Below are 18,762 nucleotides of genomic sequence, written 5' to 3'. Positions count from 1 at the left end.
CGCTCAGAGCGAACCGCCCGTGGGACCCGGCTTGCCCCACTCGACCGGCGGCCCGTCGAACCGGGCATCGACCACGTGCCGGCGGGGGCGAGCCGCCGGGCCGAGAACGAAGACGTCCTCGGCGCCGTCCAGCACTCCGCCCGAGGGATCGTCGTCGCCGGAACGCCGCACCGGGTCCCGGTCCGGCATGAAGATGTCCCGCACGACCATCACACACAGATACAGCGTCCCGAGCAGATGCAGGCCGATGGCCCAGTGGTAGCCGTCCGTGGGCAGCCCCTTGTGAGCGTCTCCACTGGTCGTGTACGCGAGGTACAGCCAGATCCCCAGGAAGTACGCCACCTCGCAGGCCTGCCAGATCAGGAAGTCCCGCCACTTCGGCCGGGCGAGAGCGGCCAACGGCACCAGCCACAGGACGTACTGCGGCGAGTAGACCTTGTTGGTGAGGATGAACGCCGCGACGATCAGAAAGGCGAGCTGGGCGAAACGTGGGCGGCGCGGGGCGGTCAGTGCGAGCGCCGCGACGGCCGCACAGCACACCAGCATCAGCAGCGTGGCCAGGGTGTTGACGGTGTCCGTGCTGAGCGGATCGTCCGAGTTCTGGGCCATGATCAGCCAGAAGGATCCGAAGTCGACGCCCCGCTCCTGGCTGAACGTGTAGAACTTCGACCAGCCATCGAAAGCGAAGAGCATCACCGGCCCGTTCACGACGGCCCAGGCGACGATCGCGCCCCCCAGAGCCTTCCCGAACTCGCGCCACCTGCCCGTGCGCCAGCACAGCACCATCAGCGGCCCGAGGAGCAGGAAGGGGTAGAGCTTGGCGGCCGTGGCCAGCCCCAGCAGAACGCCGAACGCGAGGGAACGGCCACGTGACCACATCAGCATCGCCGCCGCCGTCAGAGCCACGGCGAGCAGGTCCCAGTTGATGGTCGCCGTCAGCGCTGCGGCAGGCGCCAGGGCGACCAGCAGACCGTCCCAGGGACGCCGGGCGTGGGTGCGGGTCACGCAGACGACGATGACGGCCGCACACACCATGAGCATTCCGGCGTTGACCATCCAGTACCACTGCTCCTGGTACTGGATGGTGCCGCTGCCGGGCGTGAGCCAGGAGGCGACCTCCATGAAGACACCGGTGAGCACCGGGTACTCCAGGTACTGCATGTCGCCGGGAAGCCGGTCGAAATACGGCACGAGCCCATCAGCGAAGCCCCGCCCCTGGTAGAGGTGGGGGATGTCCGAGTAGCACGCGTGCGTGTACTGGGAGCTGGCGCCGAAGAACCAGGCGCCGTTGTAACAGGGCGCCTTCTGGACCAGGCCGAGGGCGAACATGCCGATCGCCACCAACGCGATCACCCGCACGGGAGTCCACCAGGACGACCCGAGCAGGGCACGCCGCCCGAGCGGACCACCGATCAGCTCGCTGCCGGCCGCGGCGACCTCGTCCTCCTTGGTCGGCCGCACCGGCTCCCGCTCATGGACGCTCGCTTGCGTCGATTCTGCACTGGCCATGCCGCACATCCTGCCGTACGAGTCTGGCAATACGCCGAGGGCCGCCGTACCCGAGTGGGACGGCGGCCCTTGTTTCACGTGAAACGCCCTCGCGTTTCACGTGAAACACCCAAGCCGGGCGATCTGGCTGCGGCTATCCCTCGGGGCCTCCGAAGATGCCTCCGTTGCCGTTGCCTCTGGTGTTGCCGCCGCTATCCAGGTTGGTATCGGTTGGCGTGGGCTCGGTGGAAGCCCCTCCGTCTGTGCCTCCGTTGCCGGTGTTACCACCGTTCTCCGTACCGCCGTCGTTCTCGCAGCCGAAGAACCCACAGGTGTTGCTCGGCGTGGGCGAAGGGCTCGAGCTCTCGGTGGGCGTCGGGCTCGGCGACTCGGTCACGGTCTCGCTGGGCTCCACGCTGGGCGTCGGCTTCGGCGAGGGAGCACCCACCGCGTCCTGAATCTCGCCGATCTCCTCGGCCTCGGGGAAGCCGAGGTCGGGCTTGCCCTTGAGCGCGGCCTTCATGTACTCGGTCCACACCTGCGTGGGAGTGTCACCACCGTGGATGGACTCCTCACCCGCCGTGCCGTTCATGGAGAGCAGCTTGGCGCTCTTGGGATCCTCGCGGAACATCGCGACCGAGGTCGACAGCTGCTTGGTGTAGCCGACGAACCAGGCGGACTTGTTCTCGTCCGTGGTACCGGTCTTGCCGGCCGCCGTACGGCCCAGGGCCAGCGCATTCTTGCCCGTACCGTTCTGGATGACGTTCTCCAGAGTGTCGGTGACGTTGTTGGCCACGTTCTCCGGCATCGCCTGCGTGATCCTCGGCTTGTCGAAGCCGTCGATCTCCTGGCCGTTGAACTTGACGCTGGTCACCGAGTACGGGGCGGCCTGCTTACCCGATGCGGCGAACGTTGCGTAGGCGTCGGCCATACGGATCGCACTGGGGGTCGACGTACCGAGCGCGAACGACGGGTTGAGCGTGGCGAAGCTGGCGTCCAGGATGCCGGACTTCTCGGCCACATCCCGTACGTTCCTCATCCCCACGTCCATGCCGAGCTGCACGAACGGCGTGTTGACCGACTGCTCCATCGCCTTGCGCAGGGAGATGTAGCCCCACGGGCGGTCGCTCTCGTTCTCCTGGAAGAACGGGGTGTTGTCCTTCTTCAGGACGTAGGTGCCGTCGTTGTTCCTGACCTTGAGATGGTCGTTGCCGTTGTACTTGCTCAGCGGCGAGACCCCGGCTCCGTCGCTCCGATACGTGCCGTGCTCCATCGCCGCAGCGAGCACGAACGGCTTCCACGTCGAACCGACGGGGACACCCGAGGTGTCCGCGTTGTTGTTGAAGTGGCCGTTCTCGTACCCCGCACCGCCGTAGAGCGCGACGATCGCGCCGTCCTTGGGCTTCACCGACGCCGCGCCGAACTGGACGTGCTTGTCCAGCTCACGGTTCTTCGGGTCGAGCTTCTCCTTCTCGACCTTCTTGACCGCCTTCGCCAGCGCCTCGACGTTGGCCTTCTTGAAGGTCGTCTTGATCTGGTAGCCGCCCAGGTCGAACTGCTTCTCGGAGATGTTGGAGTGGCTCAGGACGTACTTCTTGGCCGTGTCCACCAGGTACCCGATCTGGCCGGTCATGCCCTTGGAGGCCTTGCGGTCCTGGGGCATCGGGTACTTCTTGATCGCTTCCTGGTACTCCGCGTCCGTGATCCTCTTGTCGTTGTGCATCTGCTCGAGGATCCAGCTCCAACGCTCCTTGGAACGCTCGGTGTTGGCCTCCTTGGTCGCCGTCTTGTCGATGCCGTCATTACCCGCGGGGTCGTAGTACGTCGGACCCTTGAGCAGGGCGGCGAGGAAGGCACACTCGCTCGGCTCGAGGTCCTTCGCCTCCTTGCCGTAGTAGGCCTGGGCGGCGGCCTGGATGCCGTAGGCCCCACGGCCGTAGTACGAGGTGTTCAGGTAACCCTGGAGGATCACCGGCTTGGAGACCTTCGTGCCCACCTTGATGGAGATGAACATCTCCTTGAACTTACGGCTGAGCGACTGTTCCTGGCTCAGGTAGGTGTTCTTGACGAACTGCTGCGTGATCGTCGAACCGCCCTGCGTGTTGCCACCGCGAGCCATGTTGGCCAGGGCGCGGGCGATACCCATGGGGTCGACGCCCTTGTCCTGGTAAAAGCTCTTGTTCTCGGCCGAGATCACCGCCCACTGCATGGCCTTGGGGATCCGGTCGATCGTGACGTTCTGCCGGTTCTGACCACTGCCCGCCGCGACCATCTGCTTGCCGTCGGCCCAGTAGTAGACGTTGTTCTGCGACAGGGCCGCCGCGTTCTCCTCGTTGGGAACGCCCACCATGGCGTAGCCGATGCCCGCCACGGCCATCAGGCTGCCGATGAAACCGATGCACAGGCCGGAGACGAGCTTCCAGGACGGCATCCATCGCTGCCAGCCGTACTTGCCGGCCCGCGGATAGTCGATCAGCCGCTTCTTGTCTGGGACGGCGGCGGCGCGGCCTCTGCCCCGGCCGGGCCCGTTCGGCCCGCCAGGGGCGGCACGCCGGCCACCTCGGGTCGGTTCGGCCGCTCTGCGGCGACTGCCACCCGTACTTCTCTGCGCAGCACGGCGGGCCTCGGCACGGCCGCCGTACTGACGCTCCTCACCCCCTGAGTCGAAAGCGTCCGACCCATAGGAGTCGGACGGAGACCCGGTGGCGCCTCGCGGTGCCGCACGGCGGCCGGGGGACGAGCCGGACTGGCCGCGTCGGGCCGCGGCACGTCCGCCTCCCTGCGGCTGCGGCGGTTTGCGACGGTGCTCGCTCATCGAACGACTACTCCTCGGGCAGGCGCACCCCTGCGCGCCTGGAAACGGCGGCTAGTTTCCGGTCCCCCCGAAGTACGGATGCGGTCGGCTCCGCATTCATCGGTCCCGCATGCACCCGTACTACACCGAAGACGACGACGCTCTCAGGTGTCACTCGGTTCCCGGTGATGTGCATGGCGCACAGACTACGCACCGCCAAAACCCGCCGAGCCCCGAAGTTCACCTCAAATCAGGCAACTCGTGTCCGATGAATCGGTGATGTGATCCCGTTCACCCACCCCCCTCTTGTCGCATCCGGAAGGCCGTTCTATCGTCGTGATGTATCGAGTCGATACATCAGCTCGACACATCGGCCCGACACATCGGACTGATACATGCGCACCGCGGCGAGAGGAGGCGACGATGAGCCGGCGTTCCGGGATCCTCGAGTTCGCCGTACTCGGCCTGCTCCGCGAATCTCCGATGCACGGCTATGAGCTGCGTAAACGGCTCAACACATCGCTGGGCGTCTTCCGTGCGTTCAGCTACGGGACGCTCTACCCCTGCCTCAAGACGCTGGTCGCCAACGGCTGGTTGATCGAGGAATCCGGGAGTGCCACCCCCGAGGAAGCCCTCGCCGCCCCCCTCGCGGGGCGCCGCGCCAAGATCGTCTATCGGTTGACAGCGGAGGGCAAGGAGCACTTCGAGCAGCTGCTCTCACAGACCGGGCCCGACGCGTATGAGGACGAAACCTTCGCGGCCCGTTTCGCCTTCTTCGGCCAGACCTCACGCGATGTCCGCATGCGCGTGCTGGAAGGCCGCCGCAGCCGGCTGGAGGAGCGGCTGGAGAAGATGAGCGCGTCCCTGGCCCGGACCCGGGAGCGCCTCGACGACTACACGCTAGAGCTCCAGCGCCACGGGATGGAGTCCGTGGAGCGCGAGGTGCGCTGGCTGAACGAGCTCATCGAGAGCGAGCGGGCGGGGCGGGACCTCAAGGGTCCGGCCTCCGGAGAGCCCGCCTCGCGTGACACCACATCTGGAGCGTCGGGCGGCCTGCCCCGGCCGGGGGACGGCCCCCGTCCGGATACGCCCGACGACACCGCCACGTGAGAGCCCACTCAGGGCCTCACTCGTACACACAGGGAGCAACCGGAATGGGTTCGGTTCGCGTAGCCATCGTCGGTGTGGGCAACTGCGCCGCATCGCTGGTGCAGGGAGTCGAGTACTACAAGGACGCCGACGCGGCGTCCAGGGTGCCGGGCCTGATGCACGTCCAGTTCGGCGACTACCACGTCAGCGACATCGAGTTCGTTGCCGCGTTCGACGTGGACGCCAAGAAGGTCGGTCTCGACCTGGCGGACGCCATCGGCGCCTCCGAGAACAACACCATCAAGATCTGCGACGTCCCCAGCACGGGTGTCTCGGTGCAGCGCGGCCACACCCTCGACGGCCTCGGCAAGTACTACCGCGAGACCATCGAGGAGGCCGCCGAGGAGCCGGTCGACGTCGTCCAGGTCCTCAAGGACAAGCAGGTCGACGTCCTCGTCTGCTACCTGCCCGTCGGCTCCGAGGACGCGGCGAAGTTCTACGCCCAGTGCGCCATCGACGCCAAGGTCGCCTTCGTCAACGCCCTTCCGGTCTTCATCGCCGGCACCAAGGAGTGGGCGGACAAGTTCACCGAGGCGGGCGTCCCGATCGTCGGTGACGACATCAAGTCCCAGGTCGGCGCCACCATCACGCACCGTGTGATGGCCAAGCTGTTCGAGGACCGGGGCGTCGTCCTGGACCGCACGATGCAGCTGAACGTCGGCGGCAACATGGACTTCAAGAACATGCTCGAGCGCGACCGCCTCGAGTCGAAGAAGATCTCCAAGACGCAGGCCGTCACCTCCCAGATCCGCGACCGCGAGCTGGGCGAGGGCAACGTTCACATCGGCCCGTCCGACTACGTCGCCTGGCTGGACGACCGCAAGTGGGCCTACGTCCGTCTCGAGGGCCGTGCCTTCGGCGACGTCCCGCTGAACCTGGAGTACAAGCTCGAGGTCTGGGACTCCCCGAACTCCGCCGGCGTCATCATCGACGCCCTGCGCGCCGCGAAGATCGCCAAGGACCGCGGCATCGGCGGTCCGATCCTCTCCGCGTCGAGCTACTTCATGAAGTCCCCGCCCGTGCAGTACTTCGACGACGAGGCCCGTGAGAACGTCGAGAAGTTCATCAAGGGTGAGGTCGAGCGCTGACGCGCACAACAGTCGCTCCTGCCAGGGCTGTGAGGGTCCCCGGGTCGCACGACCCGGGGACCCTCCCCATATGTGAGGGTGGGCCCCATGGCCGTCGTCCGTGACCTGCGCGTCCTGTTGCGCTTCCAGGGCTTCCGGCGCCTGCTCGCCGTACGTCTGCTGTCGCAGGGTGCCGACGGCGTCTACCAGGTCGCGCTCGCCGCGTACGTGGTCTTCTCGCCGGAGAAGGAGACCTCGGCGGCCGGGGTCGCCTCCGCCATGGCCGTGCTGCTGCTCCCGTACTCCCTCGTCGGTCCCTTCGCCGGCGTGCTGCTGGACCGCTGGAGGCGCCGTCAGGTCCTGCTGTTCGGCAGCCTGTTGCGCGCCCTGCTGGCCCTTGCGACGGCCCTGCTGATCCTCAGTCCCGCACCGGACTGGCTCTTCTACGTCTCGGCCCTGTGCGTCACGGCCGTCAACCGCTTCGTCCTGTCGGGCCTTTCCGCCGCCCTGCCGCGTGTGGTCGACGCCGACCGCCTGGTCATCGCCAACTCCCTCTCCCCGACGGCCGGGACACTGGCCGCGATCGCGGGCGGCGGACTCGCCTTCGTCGTGCGCCTGGCGGTGGCTGACTCGGACGCCGCAGTGGTGCTCGTGGGAGCCGGACTGTATCTGTGCGCCGCGCTCGCATCGCTGAGCATGGCGCGGGAACTCCTCGGCCCTGACCGGCCCTTGCCCCGCGCGCAGATCGGGACGGCTCTCACGGGCACCGCCCGCGACCTGGCGGCGGGCGTGCGTCACCTGGCCGCGCCGCAGCGCCGGGAAGCCGCCTGGGCGCTCACGGCGATGTCGCTGATGCGGTTCTGCTACGGCGCTCTGCTGGTCATGCTGCTGATGCTGTGCCGGTACGCGCTCACCTCGAGCACGGACGACGGACTCGCTCTGCTGGGACTGGCGTTGGGCTTCTCCGGCGCCGGGTTCTTCGCGGCTGCCGTGGTGACCCCCTGGACCGCGGGGCGGCTCGGGCCGGGCCGCTGGATCGTCGTGTGCGCGGGAGCCGCGGCGCTGCTGGAGCCCGCGCTCGGACTACCGTTCGCCACCGCCCCGCTGCTGGCCGCGGCCTTCGTCCTGGGTCTGACCACCCAAGGCGCGAAGATCGCCACGGACACCATCGTCCAGTCCTCGGTCGAGGACGGATTCCGTGGCCGGATCTTCTCCGTTTACGACGTCCTCTTCAACGTCTCCTTCGTCGGCGCGGCCGCCGTGGCCGCCGTGATGCTGCCGCCGGACGGCCGGTCCGTCCCGCTGGTGATCACGATCTCCGTTATCTACGCGGCAGTAGCTGTGGCTATGGGCCGGTTTGGCCGCCAGTAAGTGTCACATCAATGACACAGAGCCACTTCTGGCTACTGCGTTGTCAGTGCGGACCGCTACCTTACGTGGGTCTTATCTCGCGACATGTTCGCGTCACTCACCATGTTCTAGGGGGACCCCCAAGTGACTACTCCGCCGCCCCAGGGCAATCCATTCGCACAGGGCCAGCCCGCGGCTGCACCCCAGGCTCCGGTCCCGCCCCAGGGCGGCTACCCCCAGCAGCCCGGACAGCCCGGCTTCCCGCCCCAGGGCGCCGCTCCGTACGCTCCGGTTCCCCCGCAGCCGTCCGGCCGCAAGCTCAGCTTCAAGACGATCAAGAACATCGTCGTCGTCATCGCCGTGGCGGGCGTGGCCATCGGGGGCTACCTGGCCAGCCGGGACGACGCCAACACGGCGGCCGTCGGCGACTGCATGCACCGCGGCAGCGCCAGCGACAACAACCCGGACCTCGAGGTCGTCGAGTGCAGCGACGCGAAGGCCCAGTACAAGGTACTGGCCAAGATCGAGGGCTCATACCTCACGCAGACGCTGGCCTCCAGCAAGTGTGAGGCCGAGGCCAAAGACTTCCAGTACACGTACACCGAGAGCGGTGACGGCAAGGACTTCCTGCTCTGCCTGAAGGACTACAAGAAGTAGGCAGACGTGACGAGGGGCGGTGTTTCACGTGAAACACCGCCCCTCGGTCTGTCTCCGGAAGGCCGCCGCGCTGCACCGGGGTCATGTTTCACGTGAAACATGACCCCGTTTCACAGCTCAGCCCTCCCGCCCGGCCCACCACTCCTTGAGCGCGGCCACCGCGGCGTCGTGCTCCATCGGCCCGTTCTCCAGCCGCATCTCCAGCATGTGCTGGTAGGCACGGCCGATGACCGGGCCGGGACCCACGCCGAGGATCTCCATGATCTGGTTGCCGTCGAGGTCCGGGCGGATCGAGTCCAGCTCCTCCTGCTCCTGCAGCTTGGCGATCCGCTCCTCCAGCCCGTCGTAGGCACGGGAGAGAGCCGCCGCCTTGCGCTTGTTGCGCGTGGTGCAGTCCGAGCGGGTCAGCTTGTGGAGGCGGTTCAGGAGCGGACCGGCGTCACGGACGTAACGGCGGACCGCCGAGTCCGTCCACTCACCGGTGCCGTAACCGTGGAAGCGCAGGTGGAGTTCGACCAGACGTGAGACGTCCTTCACCAGCTCGTTGGAGTACTTCAGAGCGGTCATACGCTTCTTGGTCATCTTCGCCCCCACCACCTCGTGATGGTGGAACGAGACCCGGCCGTCCTTCTCGAACCGGCGCGTGCGCGGCTTGCCGATGTCGTGCAGGAGGGCGGCCAGGCGGAGGGTGAGGTCGGGACCGTCCTCCTCCAGAGCCATCGCCTGCTCCAGGACGATCAGCGAGTGGTCGTAGACGTCCTTGTGGCGGTGGTGCTCGTCACGCTCCAGGCGCAGGGCCGGCAGCTCGGGCACCACGCGTTCGGCGAGGCCCGTCTCGACGAGCAGCGTCAGGCCCGTGCGCGGCTGCTGGGAGAGGATCAGCTTGTTCAGCTCGTCCCGCACCCGCTCCGCCGAGACGATCTCGATGCGCCCGGCCATCTCCGTCATCGCCGTGACGACCTCGGGGGCGACCTCGAAATCGAGCTGAGCCGCGAAGCGCGCGGCTCGCATCATCCGCAGGGGATCATCCGAGAACGACTCCTCCGGGGTGCCGGGAGTACGCAGCACACGCGCCGCGAGGTCCTCGAGCCCCCCGTGCGGGTCGATGAACTCCTTCTCCGGCAGGGCCACCGCCATCGCGTTCACCGTGAAGTCACGGCGGACGAGGTCTTCCTCGATGGAGTCCCCGTAGGACACCTCGGGCTTGCGCGAGGTGCGGTCGTAGGCCTCGGAGCGGTAGGTGGTCACCTCGATCTGGTAGCCACCCTTGTGGGCACCGACCGTGCCGAAGGCGATTCCGACCTCCCAGACGGCGTCCGCCCACGGGCGCACGATCTTGAGGACGTCCTCGGGGCGGGCGTCGGTCGTGAAGTCCAGGTCGTTGCCGAGCCGGCCCAGCAGCGCGTCCCGTACCGACCCGCCGACGAGGGCGAGTGAGAAGCCGGCCTCCTGGAAGCGGCGGGCGAGGTCGTCGGCGACAGGAGCGACCCGCAACAGTTCACTCACCGCGCGGTGCTGCACCTGGCTCAGGGCACTGGACGTTTCTTCGTTGGCGTTCGGCACAACAGAAGAGGGTACGTGGCCCGGGCCACCGAGAGCTCCTCCTATTCCGCCCGCCATTCCTCACGCAGATGCATGGGGGACACGTCCGTCATGGGCGCACAAGCTCAGCTCCTGAGCCGTAAAGAACCGCTCCCGCGCATAGAGTCATATACCGGGCAGCAAGGAGTCGGCCCGGCGATCTTGTGGAGCGGACCGCGGCACTTCCCCTCAGCGCACATCGTTACCATGCCTGGACGCACATTCCGACGACCACTGACGACGACGAGGGACGGACGAGCGCGTGGCCGAGGCGGCAGACTTCCAGGGGACCAGTGCCTCACCTGCCCGCCGCTGGCTGCGGCGCACCGGGGCACTGCTCACCGGCGCGCCGCTGCTGGCCGGACTCCTCCAGTTGCCCGCCGCGACGCCGGCGGACGCGGCCGGGCAGGAGTCCCTGCAGGCTGCCGCCGGCGCGGGCTCGGTATCGGTCGCGGTCGACTCGCTCACGCCCAGCGCCCCCTCCGACGGGGACACGGTCACCGTGTCGGGCACAGTGACGAACAACGGCAAGCAGACGGTCACCGGCGCCCACGTAGACCTCCAGGTGGGGCCCCCTCTCGAGACCCGCTCGTCGATCGACACCCTCGCCAAGAAGAGCAACGATCTCCAGGGACCCTCCGGCGAGAAGGTCGGCGGCAAGTACACCGAGAAGTACTCCGCGCTCACCCCCGGTGTCGCGGAGCCCTTCAGCATCTCCGTACCGGCCGACAAACTCGACCTCGGCCGTGACGGCGTCTACCAGCTGGCCGTCTCGCTCTCCGGGGAGACCTCGGCACAGCCCTGGGACCAGGTCCTCGGCGTCCAGCGCACGTTCCTGCCCTGGCAGCCGGAGGAAGCCGACACCAAGACGAAGACGACCTTCCTGTGGCCGCTCGTCTCCAGCGCCCACATGGCGGCCGAGACGGGGTCGAACGAGCAGCAGACACCGGTCTTCCGCGACGACGAACTCGCCGAGGAGATCTCCCCGGGCGGCCGCCTCGACCAGATGGTGTCGCTGGGCAAGGGCCTCGACGTCACCTGGGTCGTCGACCCGGACCTGCTGGCGTCCGTCGACGCGATGACGCGGAGCTACCAGGTCCGCGCCGCGGACGGCAGCACCACGTCCGGCAAGAACCAGGAGGTCGCCAAGCACTGGCTGGCCGAGCTCCAGCAGGCGGTCACGGGCAACGAGGTGGCCGCCCTGCCCTTCGGCGACCCGGACCTGGCCTCCCTCGCCCACAACGGCACGAACGTCACGGGCTCCCTGGGCCACCTCAAGGAGGCCACCGACGTCGCCGACGAGACGGTGAACACGATCCTCCACGTGAAACCGTCCACGGACTTCGTCTGGCCGGTGGACGGCGCCATCGACCCGTCGATCGTGAAGGTCGCCACCTCCGCGGGCGCCGACAAGGTGATCACCCGCAGCGACAGCCTCCAGGACAACCTGTCGTACACGCCCTCCGCGGCCCGGCCCATCGGCGGCGGCACCACGGCCGTCGTCGCGGACTCCCGGATGTCGACGGCCTTCCAGGGCGACCTGAGCAGGGCCTCCGCCTCCACCCTCGCCGTGCAGCGCTTCCTGGCGCAGAGCCTCACGCTCGGCCTGCAGACCGGCAAGCAGCGCAGTGTCGTCGTCGCCCCGCAGCGCATGCCGTCCGTGAGCCAGGCACAGGCCATGGCCGAAGCCCTGGAAGCCCTCCAGGGCGGGAACTGGTCCGAATCGCAGGACCTCACGGCCGCCACCAAGGACAAGCCCGACCCGGCAGCCAACACGCGGGTGCCGTCGGCCTACCCCTCCTCGCTGCGCAAGCAAGAGCTGCCGCGGGCCGCCTTCGAGCAGATCGCCCAGACCAAGGGCAAGCTCGACAAGTTCAAGGTGATCCTCACCCGCCAGTCCCGGGTGGTGACCCCGTTCGGGCGGGCCATGAACCGCGAGATGTCCACGTCGTGGCGCGGCCGGGGCATCGCGGCGGTCGGATACCGCGACGGCATCGAGTCGTACCTCAACGGGCTCATCGACGGGGTCAAGCTGATCCAGAAGTCGGAGACCAAGCTCTCCGGCCGCAGTGCCACGATCCCCGTGACCGTGCAGAACAACCTGGTCCAGGGTGTCGAGCACCTGAGGCTGCGACTCACATCAAAGAACCCCACGCGCCTCAAGATCGGCGGAGACGCCTACGAGGAGCAGCGCGTCACCGTCAACGGCGGCCACGCCCAGTCGGTGAAGTTCCCCACGTCGGCCAACGCCAACGGCCGGGCCGAAGTCGTCGCCCAGCTGTACACGGAGGACGGCCAGAGGTACGGCGCCCCGGTCACCTTCGACGTGAAGGTAACCGAGGTCACACCCACTGTCATGCTGGTCATCGGCGGTGGCGTGCTGCTCCTGGTCCTCGCGGGCTTCCGGATGTACACCCACCGCAAGCGCGCCGCCGCCCGTGAGGCTGCCGAGGACGACACCACCGAGGCGGACGGCGAGAACGACGGCCCGCACGACCGGGAGGACGCTCCGCAGAACCGGGAGGACGCTCCGCAGAACCCGGAGCCCTCCGGCGCACGTCTCAAGGAAGAGGCCGCGGCCGGCTCAGGGGCAGACGCCTCCGAGCAGCCGAGTGACCTGGCCCCGGACACCGCAGCGGAAAGCGCCGACCCGTCCGGGACGGGTGAGAGAGTGGACCGTTGAGAAATCGTGGCCGGTGGGCCCGGGACGATGAGGTGGGGTAACCATGAACGCGCCGTACGACGGTGACCGCGGCCGTGCCGCGGGCAACTCGGGCTACCCCGACGCGGGCGGGCCCGAGGGTTCACCGCCCGAGCACGGCCAGGTGCCGCCGCAGCCGCCCGCGGACATCTATCTTCAGGACGCCTACGGCCAGGACCCCTACCGGGCACAGGACCTCTCCGCCCAGGACCCGGTCGGCGAGGCGCTCTACGACCGCTCCGCGCACCCGCCGCCCGCTCCAGGCACGTACCAGCCGCAGCAGCAGCTGTACGGTCAGCCGCCGCACTCGCCCTACGCGCCCGACCCGCAGGTGTGGGCGCAGACACCCGCGCCGGAGCCGGAGGGCCCGACGCGGCATCTGCCGTACGGCGACGACCCCCGCACCACCCAGTTCGTCGGCGTGGACGACCTCGTCTCCCAGGCGGGCGAGCCGCGCCAGGAGCCGGACGCCTTCGCGCACCTCTTCCGGGATCAGCAGCAGGGCAGCGGTCACCCCTCGTATGAGTCGCCGGCGGTCCCCGGCCCGTCCCCGGCCCCGGGGCAGATGGCACAGGGCCCGTACGCACCGCAGGGTCAGTACGCGGAGCCCGGCCGGACCGCGGCGGCACCGCCCGTGATGGACGAGGCGCCGGCCCCCGAGCCGGCCGCCGCACCCGCTCCGAAGAAGACCGGCCGCGCCGCGGGCCTGATGAAGTCCAGCGCTGTGATGGCTGCGGGCACGATGGTCTCCCGCCTCACCGGCTTCATCCGCTCCGCGCTGATCGTGTCGGCGCTGGGCGTCGGCCTCCTCGGTGACACCTTCCAGGTCGCCTACCAGCTGCCGACGATGATCTACATCCTCACCGTCGGCGGTGGTCTCAACTCCGTCTTCGTGCCGCAGCTCGTGCGCGCCATGAAGGAGGACGACGACGGCGGGGAGGCGTACGCCAACCGCCTGCTCACCCTGGTCATCGTGACGCTGGGCGGACTCACCGCGCTCTCCGTCCTCGGCGCGCCGCTTCTGATCCGCCTGCTGTCGGACCCGGTGGCGAGCGACCCGGCGGCGAACGGGGTCGCCGTCACCTTCGCCCAGTACTTCCTGCCCACCATCTTCTTCATGGGCATCCACGTGGTGATGGGCCAGATCCTCAACGCCCGTGGCAAGTTCGGCGCGATGATGTGGACCCCGGTCCTGAACAACATCGTCATCATCGTGACGCTGGGCATGTTCATCTACGTCTACGGCACCGCGGCCGACTCCGGGATGAAGGCCGCGAACATCCCGCCGGAGGGCCAGCGCCTGCTCGGCATCGGCGTCCTGCTCGGTCTCGTGGTCCAGGCGCTCGCGATGATCCCCTACCTGCGCGAGACCGGCTTCCGGCTGCGGCTGCGCTTCGACTGGAAGGGCCAGGGCCTCGGCAAGGCCGTCACGCTGGCCAAGTGGACGGTGCTGTTCGTCCTCGCCAACCAGGCCGGCGCCATGATCGTCATCCAGTTGTCCACCGCGGCGGGCAAGGCCTCGCCGGTGGACGGCACCGGCTTCGCCGCCTACGCCAACGCACAGCTCATCTGGGGTCTGCCGCAGGCCATCATCACGGTCTCCCTCATGGCCGCTCTGCTGCCGCGCCTGTCGCGCTCGGCGGCCGAGGGCGACGGAGGCGCCGTCCGCGACGACATCTCCCAGGGCCTGCGCACCACGGCGGTGGCGATCGTGCCGATCGCGTTCGGGTTCCTCGCCCTCGGCATCCCGATGTGCACGCTGATGTTCGGCTCCTCGGGCACCAGCGAGGCCACCAACATGGGCTTCATGCTCATGGCGTTCGGTCTCGGCCTGATCCCGTACTCCGTGCAGTACGTGGTCCTGCGTGCCTTCTACGCCTATGAGGACACCCGAACTCCCTTCTACAACACGGTCATCGTGGCCGCGGTCAACGCGGGCGCCTCGGCGATCTGCTACTTCGTCATCCCGTCGCGCTGGGCCGTGGTGGGCATGGCCGCCTCGTATGGCCTCGCCTACGCGATCGGCGTCGGCGTCGCCTGGCGCCGGCTGCGCAAGCGGCTCGGCGGGGACCTCGACGGCGCCCGCGTCCTGCGGACTTACGCCCGGCTGTGCATCGCGTCGGTCCCGGCCGCCCTGCTCAGTGGCGCGGCCTGCTACGGCATCGGCCACTCGCTCGGACAGGGCCCGGCCGGCTCACTTGCCGCGGTCCTGGCCGGCGGCGCCGTTCTGCTCGGAATCTTCTTCGTCGCCGCCCGCCGCATGCGCATCGAGGAACTCAACTCGCTGGTCGGCATGGTCCGCGGACGCCTGGGACGTTGAGTCGGGGGGTAGGCGCACAACCATCGTCAGCCACCGCGTGTCGTGCATAGCGGCGGACTGTGGGCACAATTGGTTTCGGCGTCGGGCGGCATGCACGGGACGCCGGCCGGCGCGTAATGGATGGGGAGGCAGGGACGACGGTGGCGGAACGGAGTACGGCTGCCGTCGACGTGGCAGACAACAGCGACGAGTCGTCGCTGACCGCACAGGCGGACCAGTCCACGGCCGACGGGGTGGCCAAGAACCGGGAGCGGGACACGGACAGCGACGAGGTACAGGAGAGCACCAGGACCGACGGTGCCGGAACGACCTCGCCGCCCGAACTGCACAGTGGTCACAAACTCGCCAGACGCTACCGCCTCGAGGAGTGCGTCACCCGTCTGGACGGTTTCAGCAGTTGGCGTGCCGTGGACGAGAAGCTCCGGCGTGCCGTCGGAGTGCACATCCTGCCCGCCAACCACTCTCGGGCCCGCTCCGTCCTGGCGGCCGCCCGCTCGTCCGCCCTCCTCGGTGACCCACGCTTCGTCCAGGTGCTGGACGCGGTGGAGGAGAACGACGTCGTCTACGTCGTGCACGAATGGCTTCCCGACGCGACAGAACTGACCACGCTCCTCGCCTCCGGGCCCCTGGAGCCCTACGACGCCTACCAGATGGTCAGTCAGGTCTCCTCCGCCATGGCCGCCGCCCATCGTGAGGGCCTCGCCCATCTGCGGCTGAACCCCAACGCCGTGCTTCGTGCCTCGACCGGCCAGTGGCGCATCCGCGGCCTCGCCGTCAACGCCGCCCTGCGCGGCGTCTCGTCCGACACTCCGCAGCGCACGGACACCGAGGCCATCGGCGCCCTGCTGTACGCGGCGCTCACCCAGCGCTGGCCGTACGAGAGCGACGCCTACGGCCTGTCTGGCCTGCCGAAGGACATCGGCCTGATCGCGCCCGACCAGGTGCGGGCCGGTGTGCACCGCGGTCTGTCCGAGCTCTCCATGCGCGCGCTCGTCAACGACGGTGCCACCGCGTCCCGGCACGAGTCGCCGTGCACCACGCCGGAGGAGCTGGTGAAGGCGATCGGCGAGATGCCCCGCATCCGTCCGCCGGAGCCGGCGTTCACCGCCCCGCCCGAGTACCAGCGCACGACGTACCAGCAGGGCACGTACGGCCGTCAGGCCCCGCGTCCCGGCGTCACCCAGCCGGTCCCGACTCCGCCGCCCCCGCTCCAGAGCCGCACGGGCAAGGCCCTCAAGTGGGCCGTCTCCGCACTCCTGATCGCCGCGCTGGGCCTCGGCAGCTGGCAGCTGGCGGACGCACTGATGGACCAGGGCGGCAAGAGCGAGGACCCGGGCCAGACACAGACGAACGACGGGAACGACAAGAGCCCGAACAAGCCGGTCAGCAAGCCGATCACCATCAGCGCTGCCCGCGACTTCGATCCCCTCGGGGACCAGACGGAGAAGCCGTCCGACATAGGGAAGGTCTACGACAACAGCACGGCCACCTACTGGCAGACGGACTTCTACCTGAGCCCGGACTTCGGAAGGCTCAAGTCGGGCGTCGGCATCATCCTCGACCTCGGCAAGACGCAACAGGTCGGGAAGGTGACCGTCACGTTCGTGGGGGACACCTCGGTCGAGCTCCGCAGCGCGAGCTCGGGCGCGGGATCGGAGCCGACCTCCCTCGACGCCTACACCAAGGTCGCCGAAGGTTCAGGGACGACTGTTCAGCTCAAGCCCGGCAAGTCGCTCAAGAGCCGGTACCTCCTCGTGTGGCTGACGAAGCTGCCGTTGCAGCCGGACGACGGCAAGTGGCGCGGCAGGGTGGCGGACATCAAGGTGACCAGCTGACGGCATCTGCCTCGAGGAAGGAGGCCGATGGCAGACGGCACCGGACATGACGGAGTGAGCGATCAGGATCTGCTCGCACGGCACGTCGAAGGCGACCCCGACGCGTTCGGTGAGATCGTGCGGCGGCATCGCGACCGGCTCTGGGCCGTCGCCCTGCGGACGCTCGGAGACCGCGAGGAGGCCGCTGACGCCGTGCAGGACGCCCTCGTGTCCGCCTACCGGGCCGCTCACACCTTCCGGGGCCAGTCGGCCGTCACGACGTGGCTGCACAGGATCACGGTGAACGCCTGCCTGGACCGCGCCCGCAAGGCAGCCTCCCGGAAGACCTCTCCCGTCGACGACACCGAGCGCCTCGAGCAGCTGCTGGAGCCACACGAGTCGGCTTCGGCCCCCGCCGAGCGCAACGATCTCCACCGGCAGCTCATCGAGGCCCTGGGAACCCTGCCGACCGACCAGCGCGCCGCTCTCGTCCTGGTGGACATGCAGGGCTACCCGGTCGCGGAAGCCGCCCGCATGCTCGACGTGCCGACCGGCACGGTGAAGAGCAGATGTGCGCGCGGCAGAGCCAGACTCCTTCCGCTGCTCACCCATCTCAGGCCGGACCACAGTGGTGAGGGCAAGAACCCGGGCGGAGAACGGAACCGGACGCAGGGGCCGACCGTCCCACCCGCAGCGGGACCGCGTCGAGCGGAACCCCCGGACACAGGACCGAGCGACTCAGCTGCGGTGAAGGGCGGAGGTGGACGAGCGTGACGTCGACGACAGACATGGCCGGGCACCCGGACGTCGCGGAGATCTCCGACCTCGCCGAGGGTCTCCTCCCACCGGCCCGGTCCACCGAACTGCGCCGACACCTGGACGACTGCGAACTCTGTGCGGACGTCTACGCCTCCTTGGAGGAGATCCGCGGGCTGCTCGGCACGCTGCCGGGTCCGCCGCGTATGCCCGCCGACGTCGCGGGCCGCATCGATGCCGCTCTCGCCGCCGAGGCCCTGCTGAACGCCGCGGGACCGGAGGCCGCAGAGAGCCCAGAGCCGGTGAGCGTTCCCGGTTCCGCCTCCGAGGACGCCAGCGATGCACATGTTTCACGTGAAACATCGACGCCCCTCGACCGGCCTGCCGGACGTCCCCGCTCCTCCATCACCGGGCCGGGCCGTAAGAGCCGCACACGCAGCGGACGCCGCCGGATCGCCGTCCTCGGGACCGTCTTCACGGTGGCCGCCCTGGGTCTGGGATCCGTCCTGCTGTCGTCGCTCGGCGACAACAAGCCCGACACGGCCGGTGAACGGCAGACCACGGCCGCGGACACCTTCTCCGAGGGGAAGCTGAAGGAACAGGTCACCGGGCTCCTCGCCGAGAACAAGACCAAGGAGGGTGGCTCCCGCACGCCCTTCGGTGCGGCGACGGCTCCCGGCACCAACCAGCCGAAGGTCTTCAGGGAAGTCGTGGTGCCCGGCTGCGTCCGCGACGGCATCGGGCGCGACGACGCGGCCCTGGCCACCGAGAACGGAACCTATCAAGGGAAGAAGGCCATGCTCGTACTGCTTCCCGACGCCGCCGACGCCACTCGGGTCACCGCCTACATCGTCGACGCGACCTGTGTGGATCACGAGGGGCCCACCGCCGTCGGCAAGGTACTCCTGGAGCGCACCTACCCGTCTGCCTGAACGAACGGCATCGCCTTCGCCGTGCGGGGTCACCGCAGGGCGAAGCATCTCCGTGTGCCCGGACACAGCGGGAATGCGCGCCCCTTAGGATCCGTTGGGTGGGGTGAGAGGTCAAAGAGAACTCCCACCGCTCGACCGACGCAGTCCAGAGAC

General features: G+C 68.7%; 12 protein-coding genes. 9 read left to right on the top strand and 3 right to left on the bottom strand.

Annotated features, from left to right (window positions below; genetic code table 11):
• Nucleotides 1–3: 3 nt before the first annotated feature.
• Both K4G64_RS01900 and K4G64_RS01895 read right to left on the bottom strand, forming a co-directional pair.
• Nucleotides 4–1,518, bottom strand: a complete 1,515-nt coding sequence (locus K4G64_RS01900) for a glycosyltransferase family 87 protein (RefSeq protein ID WP_221754317.1) — start codon at nucleotides 1,516–1,518, stop codon at nucleotides 4–6.
• Between the two features lie 124 nt (nucleotides 1,519–1,642).
• The gene (locus K4G64_RS01895; RefSeq protein ID WP_221754264.1) at nucleotides 1,643–3,919 is read right to left on the bottom strand and encodes a transglycosylase domain-containing protein; all 2,277 of its coding nucleotides are present in this window, start codon (nucleotides 3,917–3,919) and stop codon (nucleotides 1,643–1,645) included.
• A 786-nt stretch (nucleotides 3,920–4,705) separates the two neighbouring features.
• On the opposite strand from K4G64_RS01895, the gene K4G64_RS01890 reads away from it, so the two are divergent.
• The 4 genes from K4G64_RS01890 to K4G64_RS01875 all read left to right on the top strand — a co-directional run bounded on the left by K4G64_RS01890 (nucleotide 4,706) and on the right by K4G64_RS01875 (nucleotide 8,505).
• On the top strand, nucleotides 4,706–5,392 hold the full coding sequence (locus K4G64_RS01890; RefSeq protein WP_221754263.1) for a PadR family transcriptional regulator: 687 nt from the start codon (nucleotides 4,706–4,708) through the stop codon (nucleotides 5,390–5,392).
• Between the two features lie 44 nt (nucleotides 5,393–5,436).
• Nucleotides 5,437–6,519, top strand: coding sequence for an inositol-3-phosphate synthase (locus K4G64_RS01885; protein ID WP_221754262.1), 1,083 nt, complete (start codon nucleotides 5,437–5,439; stop codon nucleotides 6,517–6,519).
• Nucleotides 6,520–6,606: 87 nt separating this feature from the next.
• Entirely contained in the window at nucleotides 6,607–7,869 is a 1,263-nt protein-coding gene (locus tag K4G64_RS01880) for an MFS transporter (RefSeq protein ID WP_221754261.1), read from the top strand.
• A 123-nt stretch (nucleotides 7,870–7,992) separates the two neighbouring features.
• Nucleotides 7,993–8,505 (top strand): hypothetical protein, encoded by a 513-nt coding sequence (locus K4G64_RS01875; RefSeq protein WP_221754260.1) that lies wholly within the window; start codon nucleotides 7,993–7,995, stop codon nucleotides 8,503–8,505.
• A 117-nt stretch (nucleotides 8,506–8,622) separates the two neighbouring features.
• Here K4G64_RS01875 and K4G64_RS01870 read toward each other — a convergent pair whose 3' ends face one another.
• A complete protein-coding gene (locus tag K4G64_RS01870; RefSeq protein ID WP_221754259.1) occupies nucleotides 8,623–10,068 on the bottom strand; it encodes a CCA tRNA nucleotidyltransferase in 1,446 nt (481 codons plus the stop codon).
• Between the two features lie 280 nt (nucleotides 10,069–10,348).
• Here K4G64_RS01870 and K4G64_RS01865 point away from each other — a divergent pair, with 280 nt between their 5' ends.
• From K4G64_RS01865 to K4G64_RS01845, 5 genes are all read left to right on the top strand, one after another.
• Nucleotides 10,349–12,769 (top strand): DUF6049 family protein, encoded by a 2,421-nt coding sequence (locus K4G64_RS01865; protein WP_221754258.1) that lies wholly within the window; start codon nucleotides 10,349–10,351, stop codon nucleotides 12,767–12,769.
• 43 nt (nucleotides 12,770–12,812) lie between these two features.
• Complete coding sequence (murJ, locus tag K4G64_RS01860) at nucleotides 12,813–15,107, top strand: murein biosynthesis integral membrane protein MurJ (RefSeq protein WP_221754257.1); 2,295 nt, start codon at nucleotides 12,813–12,815, stop codon at nucleotides 15,105–15,107.
• A gap of 140 nt (nucleotides 15,108–15,247) precedes the next feature.
• On the top strand, nucleotides 15,248–16,942 hold the full coding sequence (locus K4G64_RS01855) for a protein kinase family protein (protein WP_221754256.1): 1,695 nt from the start codon (nucleotides 15,248–15,250) through the stop codon (nucleotides 16,940–16,942).
• 27 nt (nucleotides 16,943–16,969) lie between these two features.
• Nucleotides 16,970–17,695, top strand: coding sequence for an RNA polymerase sigma factor SigM (gene sigM, locus K4G64_RS01850; protein WP_221754255.1), 726 nt, complete (start codon nucleotides 16,970–16,972; stop codon nucleotides 17,693–17,695).
• Nucleotides 17,692–18,609, top strand: coding sequence for an anti-sigma factor (locus tag K4G64_RS01845; RefSeq protein WP_221754254.1), 918 nt, complete (start codon nucleotides 17,692–17,694; stop codon nucleotides 18,607–18,609). The genes sigM and K4G64_RS01845 overlap by 4 nt, the downstream gene beginning before the upstream one ends.
• Nucleotides 18,610–18,762 lie beyond the last annotated feature (153 nt).

Source organism: Streptomyces sp. WAC04114, assembly GCF_019733245.1.
GTDB classification, from domain to species: domain Bacteria; phylum Actinomycetota; class Actinomycetes; order Streptomycetales; family Streptomycetaceae; genus Streptomyces; species Streptomyces massasporeus_A.
The sequence above is the reverse complement of the archived record's forward strand: the minus strand, read 5'-3'. Positions and strand labels throughout refer to the sequence as shown.

Coding starts and splice junctions, on each gene's coding strand:
- K4G64_RS01900 (WP_221754317.1), bottom strand. CDS start 1,518: ATGTGCGGCATGGCCAGTGCAGAATCGACGCAAGCGAGCGTCCATGAG.
- K4G64_RS01895 (WP_221754264.1), bottom strand. CDS start 3,919: ATGCCGTCCTGGAAGCTCGTCTCCGGCCTGTGCATCGGTTTCATCGGC.
- K4G64_RS01890 (WP_221754263.1), top strand. CDS start 4,706: ATGAGCCGGCGTTCCGGGATCCTCGAGTTCGCCGTACTCGGCCTGCTC.
- K4G64_RS01885 (WP_221754262.1), top strand. CDS start 5,437: ATGGGTTCGGTTCGCGTAGCCATCGTCGGTGTGGGCAACTGCGCCGCA.
- K4G64_RS01880 (WP_221754261.1), top strand. CDS start 6,607: ATGGCCGTCGTCCGTGACCTGCGCGTCCTGTTGCGCTTCCAGGGCTTC.
- murJ (WP_221754257.1), top strand. CDS start 12,813: ATGAACGCGCCGTACGACGGTGACCGCGGCCGTGCCGCGGGCAACTCG.
- sigM (WP_221754255.1), top strand. CDS start 16,970: ATGGCAGACGGCACCGGACATGACGGAGTGAGCGATCAGGATCTGCTC.